The sequence below is a fragment of the Citrobacter sp. C348 genome, assembly GCF_047467975.1.
GTDB lineage: Bacteria > Pseudomonadota > Gammaproteobacteria > Enterobacterales > Enterobacteriaceae > Citrobacter > Citrobacter gillenii.
The window spans coordinates 316991-333054 of sequence record NZ_JASJUJ010000004.1; the positions used below are offsets into that span (position 1 = coordinate 316991).

Below are 16064 nucleotides of genomic sequence, written 5' to 3' on the forward strand. Positions count from 1 at the left end.
CTAGCAAACGTTTGCTTTTCTGTTCTGGTCAGATAAAATCACCGCTTTTCCACCATGGGATTGCCTCTGATGTCCGTTAACGCCGTAGAGTCAACAAATGCGCAACCGGTTGCGCAGGCTCACAAAAGTGAACTGATTTACCGTCTTGAAGATCGCCCCCCGTTAGCCCAGACCCTGTTTGCCGCCTGCCAGCACCTGCTGGCGATGTTCGTCGCGGTGATCACGCCAGCCCTGCTTATCTGTCAGGCGCTCGGTTTACCGGCTCAGGATACTCAACACATTATCAGTATGTCGCTGTTCGCATCCGGCGTAGCCTCCATCATTCAGATTAAAGCCTGGGGGCCGGTTGGCTCAGGGCTGTTATCCATTCAGGGCACCAGCTTTAACTTTGTAGCACCGCTGATTATGGGCGGCACGGCGCTGAAAACAGGCGGTGCAGATGTCCCGACCATGATGGCGGCACTGTTCGGTACGCTGATGCTGGCGAGCTGCACGGAAATGGTTATCTCGCGCGTACTGCATCTGGCGCGCCGTATTATTACCCCGCTGGTCTCAGGTGTGGTGGTGATGATTATCGGCCTGTCGCTGATTCAGGTAGGCCTGACGTCAATCGGTGGCGGCTATGCCGCAATGAGCGACAACACCTTCGGCGCACCGAAGAATCTGATGCTGGCCGGCGTTGTACTGGCGCTCATTATTCTTCTTAACCGCCAGCGTAACCCGTACCTGCGCGTGGCATCACTGGTGATTGCCATGGCCGCAGGCTATCTGCTGGCCTGGTTTATGGACATGTTGCCGCAAAACACCGCCCCGGTGAGCCAGGACTTCATCATGGTACCAACACCGCTATATTATGGCCTGGGCATCGACTGGAGCTTACTGCTGCCACTGATGCTGGTCTTTATGATCACCTCACTGGAAACCATCGGCGATATTACGGCCACCTCCGATGTCTCCGAACAACCGGTCTCCGGCCCGCTGTACATGAAGCGTCTGAAAGGCGGCGTTCTGGCAAATGGCCTGAACTCGTTTGTTTCCGCCGTGTTCAATACCTTTCCGAACTCCTGCTTCGGGCAGAACAACGGGGTGATTCAGTTGACCGGCGTAGCCAGCCGCTATGTTGGCTTTGTAGTCGCACTGATGCTGATCGCGCTGGGTCTGTTCCCGGCGGTCAGTGGGTTTGTACAGCACATCCCTGAGCCGGTTCTCGGCGGCGCCACGCTGGTGATGTTCGGTACCATCGCCGCCTCCGGGGTGCGCATTGTTTCTCGCGAGCCGCTGAATCGCCGCGCTATTCTGATTATTGCACTGTCGCTGGCCGTTGGCCTGGGCGTCTCCCAGCAGCCGCTGATCCTGCAGTTTGCCCCGGACTGGGTGAAAAACCTGCTCTCCTCAGGGATTGCCGCAGGCGGTATTACCGCTATCGTTCTGAACCTCGTTTTCCCGCCAGAGAAACAGTAAGCGACATGCGGCGTTGATTCAGAATCAACGCCGCTGTTACGCTCTTTCACCATTCCCGCCTTGAGGATTGCGCGTAAATCGTGCATAACTTGACTACGTGTACTTTGCGGGATGGAAGACCATGAAATTTATTGGAAAGCTGCTTCTTTACGTGCTGATCGCCCTTGCAGTGGCGATCCTCGGTCTCTATTTTCTACTGCAAACCCGCTGGGGCGCCGAGCATGTCAGCGCCTGGGTGTCAGAGAACAGCAGCTACCACCTGACGTTTGATGCCATCGATCATCGGTTTTCTTCGCCCTCCCACATTCTGCTGGAGAACGTCACCTTTGGCCGGGATGGCCAGCCCGTCACCCTGGTAGCAAAAAACGTTGATATTGGGCTGAGCAGTCGTCAAATCACCGACCCGCTGCACGTCGACACCATCCTGTTGCAAAACGGTACGCTGAATCTTTCTCCACAAACTGCACCGCTGCCGTTCCAGGCCGATCGCCTGCAGCTACAGGATATGGCACTCAACAGCCCCGGAAGCGAGTGGAACCTCAGTGCGCAGCGCGTGAACGGCGGCGTGATCCCCTGGAGCCCTGAAGCCGGAAAAATACTCGGCAGTAAAGCGCAGATCCAGCTCAGCGCCAGCTCGTTAACGCTGAACGATGTTCCTACGACTAACGTGCTGATTGAAGGCAGTATCGATAACGATCGCGTCACGTTAAGCAATATTGGCGCCGATGTGGCGCGCGGCGCATTGACCGGCGTGGCGCAGCGAAACCCCGACGGCAGTTGGATGGTGGAGAGTCTGCGGCTAAACGACATTCGGTTGCAAAGCGATAAATCGCTGACCGACTTTTTTGCGCCGCTCACCACCATTCCCTCGCTGCAAATTGGCCGCCTTGAGGTGACAGATGCCCGTCTACAAGGCCCTGACTGGGCGGTAACGGATCTCGATCTCAGCTTGCGTAACATGACCTTCAGTAAGGACGACTGGCAAACCCAGGAAGGTAAGTTGTCGATGAACGCCAGCGAATTTATCTACGGCTCGCTGCACTTCTTCGATCCTATTCTCAACGCTGAGTTCTCGCCGCAGGGCATTGCGCTGCGCCAGTTCACCACCCGCTGGGAAGGCGGTATGGTCAGAACCTCCGGCAACTGGTTGCGCAATAGCAAAGCGCTTGTTCTCGACGATGCCGCAGTTGCCGGGCTGGAATACACGCTACCGGAAAACTGGAAACCGCTGTGGGTGAAGCCCTTGCCCACCTGGCTCGACAGCCTGACGCTGAAGAAATTCAGCGCCAGCCGCAATCTGGTGATCGATATCGACCCAGCCTTCCCGTGGCAGCTCACCGCGCTGGACGGTTACGGCACCAACCTCGGACTGGTGCAAAATCACCAGTGGGGGATCTGGAGCGGCAGCACCACGCTCAACGCCGCGGCCGCCACGTTTAACCGCACCGACGTACGCCGCCCTTCGCTGACGCTTACGGCCAACAGCAGCACGATCAATATCAGCGAACTGAGCGCGTATACCGAGAAAGGGTTGCTGGAGGCTACCGCCAGCATCTCACAACTTCCGCAGCGCCAGACGCAGGTCAGCCTGAACGGTCGCGGTGTGCCAATGACTATCCTACAACAGTGGGGATGGCCTGCGCTGCCGATTTCCGGCGACGGTAACATCCAACTGACTGCCAGCGGCACTATGCAGGCAGATACGCCGCTGAAGCCCACGGTGAACGGTCAACTGCATGCGGTGAATGCCGACAAGCAGCAAGTGACACAGACCATGCAGGCGGGCGTTGTGTCGGGCAGTAACGTCACCGCCCCGCCGTCTGCTCAGTAATCTATTACCCAGGAAAGTATCGCCCGATAGCGCGAATGCTGTCGGGCTTACACACCCTCTCCCCGTAAACCATCATATTCGCCGCATAACAGCCATTTTGCCGGCTCGTTCTCTGTTATCGCCGGGAAGCGACCGCCCGGTTCGAGGAAGTGGTTATCGTGCTGGTCGTCATTCACCATCGAGATTTCCCAGCCCAGCACAAACGCTTTCTCGGCCCAGAAGCGATGATACAAGCGTGGCGGAAGGCACACGCCCTGCCCCGGTTTCAGTACCAGCGTATCACCAGGTTTGCAGCTGCGCCGTTGACCATCCACGTTGACCTCAACCGCTCGCTGACCGTCATACTGCGCATCGGGTGTCGCCCACGCCAGCTGCATACATAAATCACCGCCGCCACGATTCACAATGTCTTCCATCTTATGCGTATGAAAATGCCACGGTGTTTGTTGATCCTGCTGAATTTGTAGCATTTTTTCGGCATAGGGCTTGGGATAGTTTGCTGAACCCAACAAACCATTACGCAACGTCAGCAACGTCAGCCCGGTTTGCGCAAAATCCCCGCGGCCAAAGTCGGTAATGTCCCAACCCAGCTGGAGGTCACGCACTTCACGCCACTTAGCCCAATCCTGCTGTCGCCAGGCATCGGCGGTGAAATATGCAAAATCGGGCAGGCACAGTCGAAAGGTTTCGGCGATGGCATGCGCTTTATCAATGGCATAATTAATCTGAGAACGCTTCATTCCACTTTTCCTTGTCGCGAAAGAGGCGGGTCACCCCGCCTGCATGCCGTTAGTAAAGTGATGCTTTTCCGGTAGAGCCGAACAGCTTCATTTTGTGGCGGATCACATCCCGCGCGGCGCTGATTGCTTCCGGGTAGATCACGTTCGGATCCCACCAGGTCTCTTTCGCCAGGATTTCGCGGACTTTCTGGAAGTAGGCGTATTTCATGTCGCTGGAAATATTGATTTTGCCCACGCCCAGCGTGACGGACTCGGCGATTTCCGCATCCGGGTTCGCTGAACCGCCGTGCAGCACCAAGGGAATATCCAGTCGTCCGGCGATATCGCGCAGGATGTTCATTTGCAGCTCAGGCTGCATCCCTTTCGGGTAGATCCCATGCGCGGTACCAATCGCCACCGCCAGCGTGTCCGCACCAGTACGGGCGATAAAGTCCTCTGCCTGGGCCGGGTCGGTATAGGTGACTTTCGACACACCGCCTTCCACTGAGGTTCCGGTTTGGCCAATCGTTCCCAGTTCCCCCTCAACCGAAACGCCTACTGCATGCGCCAGTCGGACCACTTCCTTCGTTAACGCCACATTGTCTTCATACGGCAACAGCGAGCCGTCAATCATCACCGAAGTAAACCCGCACTGAATCGCCCGCAGCACATGCTCCACCGACGCGCCGTGATCCAGATGCAGCGTGAACGGCACCGGGCTGCGCAGGGTGATATCGCGGACATAGCTAAAGAACGCATCACCGAGGAAGTCATGCTCACTGGGGTGAATAGAGATAATTGCTGGCGTGTTGGTTGCTTCTGCTTCTTCCACCACGGCGCGCACGAAGCAGCTGTCCGCGACGTTAAATGCGCCAATGGCAAAACCGTGCTGACGGGTCGGTTGCAGTATTTCTTTCATCGAAACTAACATGTTAATTCTCCAGTTTCAGGGTGTAGAAAGCCCTGCCAGTGCGTCATCGCAGAGGCATAGAAGGCGTTACAGAAAATGAATCAGGCTTTGTCGATAGCGCCGCTGGCCTGTAGGTAAGGAATAATGGCTTCCTCGCAGGCTTGTTCCATCACCGCCAGAGCATCAACGAGCTCACAGGATTGGTCCCGACAAAGGGTATGTAGCAACGCAGCCTTTCCAGCTTCGAAGACCGCCGCGCCTACGTTAATCTTGGCGACGCCAAACGTCGGACAGCGTCGGAGCTGATCGAACGGCGTACCGCTACCGCCATGCAGCGCCAGTGGCACCGTCGATAAATGCGCTATCGCCTCCAGACGCTGAAAATCGATGGCCGGGGTCACTCCCGGGGCATACATGCCGTGCGCCGTCCCCACCGAAACGGCCAGCAAGTCGATCCCGGTCTGCTGGATAAATGGCACCACGTCGGCGGTCTGGGTCATCAAGTCAACGTTAGCAGCATGGTCATAGCACGGCGCATCGGCGAGGTGGCCCAGTTCCCCTTCCACACACAGCTGCACGCTGGCGGCAAGTTCCACCACCGCGCGGGTCTGACGGATATTCTCTTCCAACGCAAACGCGGAGGCGTCGATCATCAAGCCACTGAATCCAGCGCGGAATGCCTGGCGAATGCGTGCCGGATCTTTGCCGTGATCCAGCGCCAGAGCAACCGGTACGGAGGCGTCTTCCGCCAGGGTTTTCACCACCGCTGCCGCTATTGATGCAGGGAAATGCTCCAGATGCCCCTGATACAGATTCAGAATGATCGGTGCACGGTGTTTCTCTGCTACCCGTACCGCCGCCCGGGCGCTTTCCAGGTTCATACAGTTGATCGCCAGCAGCGCGTATTGTTCACGCCGGGCTTTCGTCACCATGCTTTTCATATCGGCAAACATACGGCCTCCGGTTATTCGAGGGTGAAGGTGATCTCTTCGTCTTTCAGCTTTTGATCGCTGAGCTCGTCAAACTCTTCGTCGCGCTCGGTCACCGGTTTCTTCCACAGCGACAGCATGACCCCGCAGATCGCCGTGCCAATGCCCAGTGCCAGGCAGAACAACAGCGGATGGGTAAAGAGTGGGACGACAAACATGCCGCCGTGCGGGACCGGGCTTTCGACGCCCCACACCATAATCAATCCACCCGCTACTGCAGAGGCCACCACGCAGGAGCCCACCACGCGCAGCAGATCGCGTGCAGCAATTGGAATAACCCCTTCGGTTATCATGCAAATCCCCATCGGGAATGCCGCCTTCAGCGCTTCGCGCTCAGCACGGGTGTACTTATGCCGCGTCAGCAGGAAGGAAAGCGTGATGCCAAACGGCGGGATAATCGAGCCGACAAATTTCACCGCCTCCGGGCCGTACACGCCGCTTACCAGCATACCGTCCGCAAACAGCGACATGGTTTTATTCACCGGCCCGCCGAAGTCGAACGTCGCCATCGCGCCGAGGATCGCGCCCATCAGAAAGCGCGACCCACCCTGCATGGACTCCAGCAGATGAATTAACGCGTCCTGCAGCCAGGCAATCGGCTTGCCAATTAACGTCATCATCAACAGGCCGCCAATCACCGTGCTCAGCACTGGTAGCACCATGATGGGCATCAACCCCTGCATCGACTGCGGCAAACGGATGTAGCGTTTCAGCAGCAACACGGTGTAACCCACCAGAAATCCGCCCAGCATCCCGCCAATGAAACCGGTATGAATTTCGCCGCAGACATAACCAACAATCAGACCTGGCGCAAAGCCGGGGCGATCGGCAATGGAATAGGCAATCGCCGCACTGATTAACGGAACGATTAGCCCCATTCCCCAACCGCCAATCTGGTTGAGCATCCAGGGTATGGTTCCGGTTTTCTCACCGACGTTAGTGCCACCGAGTATTTGCCCGAGGGCAATACAAATCCCTGCGGCAACGATTAACGGGATCATCCACGAAATCCCCGTTAATAAATGTCTTTTTATTTCCTGTGATAGTGGAACTGTATTTTCACTCATGTGAGTTCCCTCCAGAATGAGGATCGCTACTGGTTTGTCGTAACCAGCGATTTTTCAACCTTTTCAAGAAACTGAATAGGCGATTTAATAACAATTTCTGTTTTCACCCGCACAATGCGTTTATTAAAAAAGCGTTCTTCTCCTTTTATTTTCACATCCACCGCCAGAATCACGACGTCAGCGGCAGAAATATCCGCCATTAGTAATTCGTTTTCCGTGCCGATGGTACCCTGCGTTTCAACCTTAATATTATGACCAAGCGCCTTTGCCCCTTTAATGAGCTTCTCGCGGGCAATATAGGTGTGTGCAATACCCGCCGTACAGGCGGCAACACAAACAATATTCATAGCATGCTCCATATTTTATTTAGCAGACATTGGATTCAGCATATTGACTAAACAGCTCAATAATTTTCTGTGGACTACTCTCAACCAATAATTGTTCAATAATTTCATCATCCGCCAGCGCTCCGGCAACCTGCGAGAGCAGGCGAATATGCGTAGTGTTTTGATCTTCAAGGCGGACGGCAAACAATATAATGCACCGTACATTGCTACCGTCCAGAGTTTCCCAGGGAATATCCTGGCGCGTACGGCCGATCGCCAACGTGGTATTCACCACCGCCGAAGATTTTCCGTGTGGAATCGCAATATGATTTTCAAAGCCGGTTGAACCCTCTGACTCACGCTGCCAGACATCCTGAATAAACGTTTCCCGACAGCTAATTGCGCCATCCTTTTGCAGAATATCTGTCAGTTCCTCAATAGCCTCCGTTTTACTTGTAGCCTTCATATCTAAAATAACGCGATTTGTATTGAGTATTTTCGTGATGTCCATCAATCATACCTCATGGAGTTCAGACATTAATTTTCGACGACCAGCGACGTCGCTCGATGTAATTTTTCGGTGATAACCGTTTCTGTTACTCTTTTAATATCCGCATCATTGAAGAAGGCGGTGACATACACGACGGGCATCGCAATAGTGGGTAGATTGATTGTCGACACCACCAGTTCAATATCGTCCGTCAGTATGGAGGGTAAACTGCCCGCTGATACCACACCCACGATGGTCCAGTCCGGGAAGGCGCGCAGAATGCGACTTTTAAGTAAATGAGACGTACCAATACCGGTTGAGCAAACCAGCAGCACGCGCTTGCGGGCAATCTGCCGCTCCATAGCGGCCTGAAAATGCACGGTTAGGTACCCGACCTCATCTTCCGACACGGCACGCTCGCCCCAGCCGCTAAACACCCGATTAACCGCGCAAAGCGTTAAACGCCAGACGTCCTGCAGTTCGCCTTTAATATCGTCCAGTAGCGGGTTACGAATACGGATCTGATAGTTCAGCCGGTTAATCAGCGGCTTAATATGAATCAGTAATCCGTCATACAGCGCGGTATCCTCGCTGAGGTCACTGTCGACCATCTCGGCAAAAATCGCGATCAGCCGATGGGTAATCAGCCGCGCTTCATCGCTGGAGTGCATATGACCGATAGCGCTGACGTCGTTATGCTCTTCTATCATTACGCCAGAGGAGATAATATATTGATAAATAAACCAGACTTCATCTTTCGGTAGCGGATGAACAATGCGTTTTTCGATACGCTGAATCATTCGGTTCGCAATAGAAAAGATGCTTTCATCAAATGAGTTTATATTTTCCTCTTTTCTCGGCAACGCATTGCCCCGGGTGATGCGATACATCATGATCAATATATGGGTAAAGATATTGATGTAATAAGGCTCGCCCAGCGACCAGCACAAATCGTTCTCCATTTCCTGTAGCAACGTTTGCACAAATAAAACGTCTTCTTCACCAAAATAATGTACTAACGCTTTATAGCTGCCAGGATCAAGGCGTGAATAAACGACGCTACCGGGTTCATTATGGTTAATTACACCGTTAATCAGTGAAGCCATAGCCTGACGTACACCACTCTCACTGCCTTCAATGTGCGTCCCACTCTGGCTACGGATCAGAGATAATCCCAGCGGGATTATCCATGATTCAATCACTTTCAGGTCGTTCACAATCGATGCGCTGCTGATAAAATAGCGCTCAGATAATTTGCTGATGGACGTTTCGTGTGGCGTTTCACTTAATAACTGCGATGCTATTTTTACGCGCCGTGAATTATTCATCATACCATCAGCGTCATCACCCTCTACGCCCAATAGCTGATCCAGCGATAAAAGATCGGTAATATTATCAACACTTAGCATCACGCCAGCCCCGGCGCGTTTATCAATAGTTATTTTCCATTCCGATAACCACTGTTCCAGTAGCCGTAGATCGCGCTGCACAGTCTTCTCTGAGACCGTTAAATGTTCGGCGATTTTCAGCAGCGTGACATATTCCTTCCGGGACAGAAGGAATTTTAATAATCTGTTTTGTCGCGAGGTAATCATTTGCATTATTTACCCTTATTACACACCAGATTAAATATCGAAAGAAGCGCTTACGCGCCACGTGTAATCCGTGATGATAAATATAAAAGGACTACGATGCGGCAACAATACTAAATCGTGTCCTGTATTCCGGACAGAAATAAGACAAAAAAGGGAAATAGTGAGATATTTACGGCGCAGATCACATTTTTCGTGGGAAGTAGAGTGATTGCGCTCGCAAATATGGACAGGTAAAAAGATTAAGTCAGGATGTTTTTAATTTTCAGTTCTGGAACGCTGCACGCACCGTGGTGCCGGATAAGACGCACTGCATCGCCATTCGGCACCACGTTCACATGCACTTACAGGGTAATGGTCAACACATTGCCTTCTGCTGCAATCACCACACCCCACTCGCTCCCTGTAGATGAACCGCCCTTCACGCCGCCAACTTGCGGGATGTTACGCAGACACAGCGTCCAGTTGCGCGCCTCGCCCTCCCCCGTCACGGTGATGGTGTTATCCACACGTTTCGCCCTCAGCGTGAAGATAACCGAGCCGTCAGCGGCCGGCACGTCACAGACGGCTTCACGACCCTCCTCCAGATGGAACAGCTGGAACGCAGTGCCTTCATGCCAGGCGTAATCCGGTTTTTGGTTATTGCTGCCCAGCGCCAGCAGGGTGTTGTCACGCACGTAGACCGGCAGGCTCAGGAAGTCATGCTGCTGTTTATGCCAGCGACTGCCCACAATCTCGTCGTTACGCCACAGGTGCGTCCAGCGACCTTCCGGTAGGTAGAACTGCACATCTCCCGCTTCAGAGAACACCGGGGCCACCATCACGCTGTCGCCCAGCATGTACTGACGGTCAAGGTAATCACACGCCGGATCGTCCGGGAACTCGAGCATCATCGCGCGCATCATCGGCGTGCCATACTCGCTGGCGCGCACAGCTTCGCGATACAGATACGGCATCATGCGGCATTTCTGCTCGGTGAAGTAACGCACCACATCGCAGGATTCGTCGTCATACGCCCATGGCACGCGGTAGGATTTGCTGCCGTGCAGACGACTGTGGCTGGAGAGCAGCCCAAACGCACACCAGCGTTTGTAGACGTGCGCCGGGGCGGTATTCTCGAAGCCGCCGATGTCGTGACTCCAGAAGCCAAAGCCCGACAAGCCGATGGATAAGCCACCGCGCAAGCTTTCCGCCATTGATTCGTAGTTGGCGTAGCAGTCGCCGCCCCAGTGCACCGGAAACTGCTGCGCGCCCACGGAAGCAGAACGGGCGAACAGCACCGCCTCTTCTTCCCCCACGGTCTCTTTCAGCACGTTCCACACCAGTTCGTTGTAGATGAACGCATAATGGTTGTGCATTTTCTGCGGGTCAGCGCCGTCAAACCACTGCACATCCGTCGGGATACGCTCGCCAAAATCGGTCTTGAAGCAGTCCACGCCGATATCTACCAGGCCTTTCAGCTTGTTGGCATACCATTCGCAGGCCTCTGGATTGGTAAAGTCATAAATCGCCAGCCCCGGCTGCCATTTATCCCACTGCCATACCGATCCATCCGGCCGCTTAAGCAGATAGCCTTTTTCTTTCAGTTCGTTGAACAGCGGCGATTTCTGCCCGATGTACGGGTTGATCCACACGCAGACCTTCAGGCCTTTCTCCTTCAGGCGACGGAGCATGCCTTCCGGGTCCGGGAACGTCACCGGGTCCCACTCAAAATCACACCACTGGAAGGCCTTCATCCAGAAGCAGTCGAAATGGAAAACGTGCAGCGGCAGATTGCGCTCGGCCATGCCGTCGATAAAGCTGTTCACCGTCGCTTCATCGTAGTTGGTGGTGAACGAGGTGGTGAGCCACAGACCGAACGACCACGCTGGCGGCAGTGCCGGGCGACCGGTAAACTGGGTATAGCGATCCAGCACCGCTTTCGGGGTCGGGCCGTCGATCACGAAGTATTCCAGATACTCGCTTTCCACGCTGAACTGCACCTTTGACACCTTCTCGGAGCCAATTTCAAACGACACACACTGCGGATGGTTCACCAGCACGCCGTAACCACGATTGGTGACATAGAACGGGATGTTCTTGTAAGACTGCTCGGTACTGGTGCCGCCATCGCAGTTCCAGGTCTCGACCGTCTGACCATTACGCACCAACGACGTAAAGCGTTCGCCAAGCCCGTACACCGTTTCGCCGACGCCCAGATCCAGGCGCTCGAACATATAGTTGCGATCGCTATTAGCATCCTGCACGTAGCCATTATTTTTCAACTGGCTGCCGGTAATGCGCTCCCCGTTGCGTAAAAAATCGAGGGCCCAGAATTCGCCTTTGGTGACGCGCACACTTAAATTACCGCTCTTCAGTTCGGCAAAGTCGGCGTTATTGCACATCTCAACCTTCACGTCCTGCAGCACGTTCAGCGGATAATGCGGGCCGTTATCCAGTGCCCCCTGAAAGTGTTCCATGCGCACCCCTACCACGCCTTCCTGCGGCGAGAAGAAGCGCAGCGTGAACATCGGGGTGTCCAGTTGCCAGGTTCGCTCACGCACGTCGCGTGGCGCAACGTAGATCACCATCTCATTGCCCTGCTGTTCAACATCGAACACCTGAACAGGGTTTATTACATTCAGACCTGGCTGGGTCATCCAGTTTCCGTCACTAATTTTCATCGTCTGTTCCTTTAGTTCTGAAATGCTTTCGCCGTAACGTCCTGTTGAATGCGTCGATCAGATACGGGGCATAAGGCGTACACAGGCATACTGGTACCGGTTACAGTTTTTGTAAATCATCACGCGTGACATGGGTATTCCGATATCTCGTTATCAAATTACGATTCTTGTTTTCTGTGATCGGGGTAGCGTCAAAAAATAAACATCACTGTAACTTATGGATTTTGTGGGGATTTATATGAAACCGATCATGTTATAGCGAAACGGAAGTTAAAAAAGTGAGTCAGGGGGTGTGGAAACCCAAGGAAGTAGCTATAATGCGCCCCGCCTCCATGTAGCAATCGAGGCGCGGAAGATCGTCATCTCCGGTGAGGTGGCTGGACTTCAAATCCAGTTGGGGCCGCCAGCGGTCCCGGGCAGGTTCGACTCCTGTGATCTTCCGCCAAAATGCTTTTCTTATCCCAGCCATTTGTCATATCTTCTCAATACACGAATTCATTTATGATCCTCGTTCAAATGTTTAAATTCAATTATTGATAACGAGAATCATATATGAGTACTGCACTTACCATTATAGCCATTACTGCCACTTTGATTAGCCCATTAATAGCCATTCAAACTCAAAAATTCATTGAAAAACATTCACAAATAAAATCATTAAAGATTGATATATTCAAACAACTTATGGCAACCAGATCTCCGAATGCTCGACTGTCTAACGAACATGTTCGTGCATTAAATATGATCGACTTAGCATTTTATGGAAAAATAAGAAGAGGAAAGGCCAGAAGAAGCGCTTCTGAAAGTGATGTATTATCTTCCTGGAAGCTTTATTTTGCACATTTGAATACATCATACCCTGATAACGACAACGCTTTAGGAACCATATGGAACCAAATAAGCAACAATCTTTTCTTGGACTTATTGTCAGAGATCGCAAAAGATATTGGCTATAATTTTGAGCGAGTGCAGTTACAAACAGCTATATATTCCCCTGTGGCTCATGGGGCAATAGAGAACGACCAATTAAAAATCAGGAAGGGTTTAGCTGCAATATTTTCAGGAGAAGATGCCTTAAAAATGGAGATCATAAATATCCCAGGAAGGCAGGATAATTAATCGGCCCACTATTTATCTTGAGGCTCAATCTGCAGCCTTACCAATTCCTTTCTCCCCAAGGTTTTGAGCCAATTCCCCAAGCTCATCCCCTCTGCCTTTGCAGCTGCCTCGAACTGCGCCTTTAACTCAGGCGTGATACGAATCTGGAAGGTCGGTGCTTTTCCGGATTTGGACGGGTTTGGGTCGCGTTTAACCGTTGACATGTACGTACCTATAAGAGCAGGACATCACCAACCAGGTACGTACCTTTCCTTTGGCGACCTGATCTATAAATGCTCCCGCCCGGTATTCGCAGTACCTGACGAGAGCTAACCTCACCAACTATCAAGGAGTTGATTATGGCTGATTCGCATTCTACCCCAGACACCGACCAATCCGGAACCGAGCGTTCGTTAATTGTGGGATATCGCCCGAATGTTTTCGACAAATCCACGCCAAAAATTATCCTTTCCGGCAAGTGGTTACGCACGGCTGGGTTTGATACCGGACAACAGATTACCGTAAAAGTGATGAACGGTTGTATCGTCCTGATGGTCTATGGCGAGCAGGAGCAACGGCCGCAGGATGCAGTTGAAAGAGGTACAACAGAAGCTGGCAAGAATTGAGAGTACGCTGGCGACTCTCCAGTGAAGCACGGCTGAACCTGTAAGCCATACTTACAGGTTCACCAGGTGCCGGATGGCGCTATCGTTTATCCGGCCTACTTTTGCAATCCCCTCTGTCTGGCCCCTCTTCATAGTGACCACCAGAAAGATATCGACTATAATGAACGAATCGAACGATTCATGCGAAATGGTGACAATATGCATACTCTTACGGCAAATGAAGCCAAAACACAATTTGGCGATATGCTGCTTAAAGCACAGCGAGAACCTGTGCAAATTAACCGTAACGGTAAGCCTGTTGCAGTCGTCGTTTCCATTGAGGACTATGAACAAATGGAAGCCATGAAGCTCCAGTTACTGAAGGCCAAAATTCAGCGTGCTCAGAACGATATTCATTTGGGCAATACTGTCGACGGCGATGCTTTTTTTGATGAGTTGATGAATCAACACAAAGGATAAAAAGTGAGTTACAAACTTACTGGGGAAGCACAGCGCGATATTATTGAAATCCGTGATTACACATCAAGAAATTGGGGCGCTAAACAGTCCCGGGATTATCTTAGGAAATTACAGGTCGTTCTCTCCCAATTAGCTGAAATGCCAGGCATGGGGCAACATCGCATTGATGATTTTGGTGAAGATGTTTACAGCTTCCCTTATGTTAGCCATACGATTTACTATAGTGCACAAGACACAAATATTGTTGTATTGGCAGTCTTACACCAAAGCCGAGCACCAACAAAACATCTGGGACAACGTTTGTAGCTCACCACCTTATTTGCCGGATGGCGCTGACGCTTATCCGGTCTACTTTCAAAATCAATTATTCTTCCATAACCAATCATCCCACTTATATATAAGTATTTTAAATTCAGCCGTAGAATAATTTATTTATTTTTCTCTATTATTAATACCTTCACTATTGCAAACCAACCGTAAAAACCCTCATATATTATTTCCTCAACAAAATGGATTATTAAAATGGCAATTCCTGCTTATCTCTGGCTCAAAGACGATGGTGGCTCACTTATAAAGGGATCTGTTGATGTAACCAATCGCGAACGCTCAATCGAGGTGATATCGTTTAGCCATAACCTTTACATCCCCACGGATGGCAATACAGGAAAGCTTACTGGCACACGTGTGCACGGCGCACTGATTTTTGAGAAGGAATTCGATAGCGCTTCACCTTATCTTTTTAAAGCCGTTGCCACAGGGCAAAGCTTGCAATCGGCAGAATTTAGGTGGTACGAGATCAATAATGCAGGTCAGGAAGTAGAGTACTACAACATGCTCCTCGAAGGGGTTAAAGTTGTATCCGTAACACCGATGATGCATGACACTAAAACTGTCATCAATGTTGGTCATAGAGAACAAGTACAGCTGCGTTACGATAAAATCACTTGGCATTATCTCGATGGTAATATCCAGTATTCGGATGCCTGGAATGAACGCATAACCGAATAAGTGAAATCATATGGACACTATCGAAGAGCTTAACGGTACATATTTCTACAGAGGGTTTGCTAATCTTTCAGCAGGAGAACTTCTTTTCTGGATTTTCCTTGATGAAACCAGTGAACAATTTGGCGTAAATGATTACATGACCTTGGGTCTAATTTTACTTGGTCAACCTACGATCGCAACCAGAGGTAAGCCGATAGGGGCAACAGCAGGGACATCACCTCTGAGCTCTCAGCTACGACACTGGTTAAATATAGAAACCAGACGTTTACCCACCCTAACTACAGGAAGTATAAGACGATTAAAATTTGCATATGTAACAAATCTGGGCGCTTTTGTTGGAAGATGGATTCCAATATTGGGGATTATCATAATGGCTTATGACGTGAGTGTGATTTCATACAAAGCCACAATTAAATACAACACCATAGCCAGAGGTAAAGATAAGCTATGGTAAGTGATAATGATGTCATCGCCTGGTACGATGAAACATTTAATAAACCCAGCTTATTCTTTAAAAAGCGTTGGCCAGTCACCCTCGATACCAGTCTTTCAACGGGAGATTATGTGTGGGCCAGTGAAACGGGCGCAGACATCATGGATGCTTACTTTGCAACTTTCAATGTTGATTGCACCAATTTCGATTTTTATAAATATTGGCCTAATGAGACATTCATACTTTATGCAATTTTTACCTGTAGCAGAGATGACGATAAGCCACAGCCATTAACACTCCGCATGCTGGCAGAGTCAGCAAAAGCGGGTAAATGGCTTTATGACTGAGCCTTATTGACGAATGTCATTTATCCGACATACCGCTTCCAAAAA

At 51.5% G+C, this 16064-nt stretch carries 17 protein-coding genes, 1 tRNA gene and 1 pseudogene; 10 read left to right on the plus strand and 9 right to left on the minus strand.

The window, feature by feature from the left end:
• Positions 1-69: 69 nt before the first annotated feature.
• Together xanP and QNN86_RS10515 are read left to right on the plus strand one after the other, a co-directional pair.
• The gene (xanP, locus tag QNN86_RS10510; RefSeq protein ID WP_414211055.1) at positions 70-1461 is read left to right on the plus strand and encodes a xanthine/proton symporter XanP; all 1392 of its coding nucleotides are present in this window, start codon (positions 70-72) and stop codon (positions 1459-1461) included.
• Positions 1462-1582: 121 nt separating this feature from the next.
• Positions 1583-3292 (plus strand): AsmA family protein, encoded by a 1710-nt coding sequence (locus tag QNN86_RS10515; RefSeq protein ID WP_414211056.1) that lies wholly within the window; start codon positions 1583-1585, stop codon positions 3290-3292.
• Positions 3293-3339: 47 nt separating this feature from the next.
• Here the strand turns inward: QNN86_RS10515 and QNN86_RS10520 are convergent, their stop codons facing one another.
• The 8 genes from QNN86_RS10520 to yicI all read right to left on the minus strand — a co-directional run bounded on the left by QNN86_RS10520 (position 3340) and on the right by yicI (position 12048).
• Positions 3340-4032 (minus strand): D-lyxose/D-mannose family sugar isomerase, encoded by a 693-nt coding sequence (locus QNN86_RS10520; RefSeq protein ID WP_153880473.1) that lies wholly within the window; start codon positions 4030-4032, stop codon positions 3340-3342.
• Between the two features lie 49 nt (positions 4033-4081).
• Positions 4082-4942 (minus strand): ketose-bisphosphate aldolase, encoded by an 861-nt coding sequence (locus tag QNN86_RS10525; RefSeq protein ID WP_096759059.1) that lies wholly within the window; start codon positions 4940-4942, stop codon positions 4082-4084.
• 80 nt (positions 4943-5022) lie between these two features.
• Positions 5023-5874: a class II fructose-bisphosphate aldolase gene (locus QNN86_RS10530; RefSeq protein WP_414211057.1), complete on the minus strand. Its 852-nt coding sequence runs from the start codon at positions 5872-5874 to the stop codon at positions 5023-5025.
• An 11-nt stretch (positions 5875-5885) separates the two neighbouring features.
• On the minus strand, positions 5886-6977 hold the full coding sequence (locus tag QNN86_RS10535) for a PTS fructose transporter subunit IIC (RefSeq protein WP_096759057.1): 1092 nt from the start codon (positions 6975-6977) through the stop codon (positions 5886-5888).
• 26 nt (positions 6978-7003) lie between these two features.
• Positions 7004-7324, minus strand: coding sequence for a PTS fructose transporter subunit IIB (locus tag QNN86_RS10540; protein ID WP_153880476.1), 321 nt, complete (start codon positions 7322-7324; stop codon positions 7004-7006).
• 19 nt (positions 7325-7343) lie between these two features.
• Entirely contained in the window at positions 7344-7814 is a 471-nt protein-coding gene (locus QNN86_RS10545) for a PTS sugar transporter subunit IIA (protein WP_153880477.1), read from the minus strand.
• A gap of 26 nt (positions 7815-7840) precedes the next feature.
• A complete protein-coding gene (locus tag QNN86_RS10550) occupies positions 7841-9394 on the minus strand; it encodes a BglG family transcription antiterminator (protein WP_414211058.1) in 1554 nt (517 codons plus the stop codon).
• A gap of 335 nt (positions 9395-9729) precedes the next feature.
• Positions 9730-12048: an alpha-xylosidase gene (yicI, locus tag QNN86_RS10555; protein WP_414211059.1), complete on the minus strand. Its 2319-nt coding sequence runs from the start codon at positions 12046-12048 to the stop codon at positions 9730-9732.
• Positions 12049-12398: 350 nt separating this feature from the next.
• On the opposite strand from yicI, the gene QNN86_RS10560 reads away from it, so the two are divergent.
• Positions 12399-12493: transfer RNA gene (locus QNN86_RS10560), tRNA-Sec, on the plus strand.
• A gap of 107 nt (positions 12494-12600) precedes the next feature.
• Entirely contained in the window at positions 12601-13167 is a 567-nt protein-coding gene (locus tag QNN86_RS10565) for a DUF6680 family protein (protein WP_181540235.1), read from the plus strand.
• Positions 13168-13175: 8 nt separating this feature from the next.
• Here the strand turns inward: QNN86_RS10565 and QNN86_RS10570 are convergent, their stop codons facing one another.
• Positions 13176-13370, minus strand: coding sequence for a toxin-antitoxin system HicB family antitoxin (locus QNN86_RS10570; protein ID WP_181540234.1), 195 nt, complete (start codon positions 13368-13370; stop codon positions 13176-13178).
• Positions 13371-13505: 135 nt separating this feature from the next.
• On the opposite strand from QNN86_RS10570, the pseudogene QNN86_RS10575 reads away from it, so the two are divergent.
• The 6 genes and pseudogenes from QNN86_RS10575 to QNN86_RS10600 all read left to right on the plus strand — a co-directional run bounded on the left by QNN86_RS10575 (position 13506) and on the right by QNN86_RS10600 (position 16019).
• A pseudogene (locus tag QNN86_RS10575) lies at positions 13506-13797 on the plus strand (SymE family type I addiction module toxin).
• Positions 13798-13970: 173 nt separating this feature from the next.
• Entirely contained in the window at positions 13971-14231 is a 261-nt protein-coding gene (locus QNN86_RS10580; RefSeq protein WP_414211092.1) for a type II toxin-antitoxin system Phd/YefM family antitoxin, read from the plus strand.
• Between the two features lie 3 nt (positions 14232-14234).
• Positions 14235-14537, plus strand: coding sequence for a type II toxin-antitoxin system RelE/ParE family toxin (locus QNN86_RS10585; RefSeq protein WP_181618266.1), 303 nt, complete (start codon positions 14235-14237; stop codon positions 14535-14537).
• Positions 14538-14753: 216 nt separating this feature from the next.
• Positions 14754-15239 carry an Hcp family type VI secretion system effector gene (locus tag QNN86_RS10590; RefSeq protein WP_117342570.1) on the plus strand — a complete coding sequence of 162 codons (486 nt, stop codon included), beginning with the start codon at positions 14754-14756 and terminating at the stop codon, positions 15237-15239.
• 10 nt (positions 15240-15249) lie between these two features.
• Positions 15250-15693, plus strand: a complete 444-nt coding sequence (locus QNN86_RS10595) for an STM2901 family protein (RefSeq protein ID WP_115257150.1) — start codon at positions 15250-15252, stop codon at positions 15691-15693.
• A complete protein-coding gene (locus tag QNN86_RS10600) occupies positions 15687-16019 on the plus strand; it encodes a DUF1493 family protein (protein WP_115257149.1) in 333 nt (110 codons plus the stop codon). The genes QNN86_RS10595 and QNN86_RS10600 overlap by 7 nt, the downstream gene beginning before the upstream one ends.
• Positions 16020-16064 lie beyond the last annotated feature (45 nt).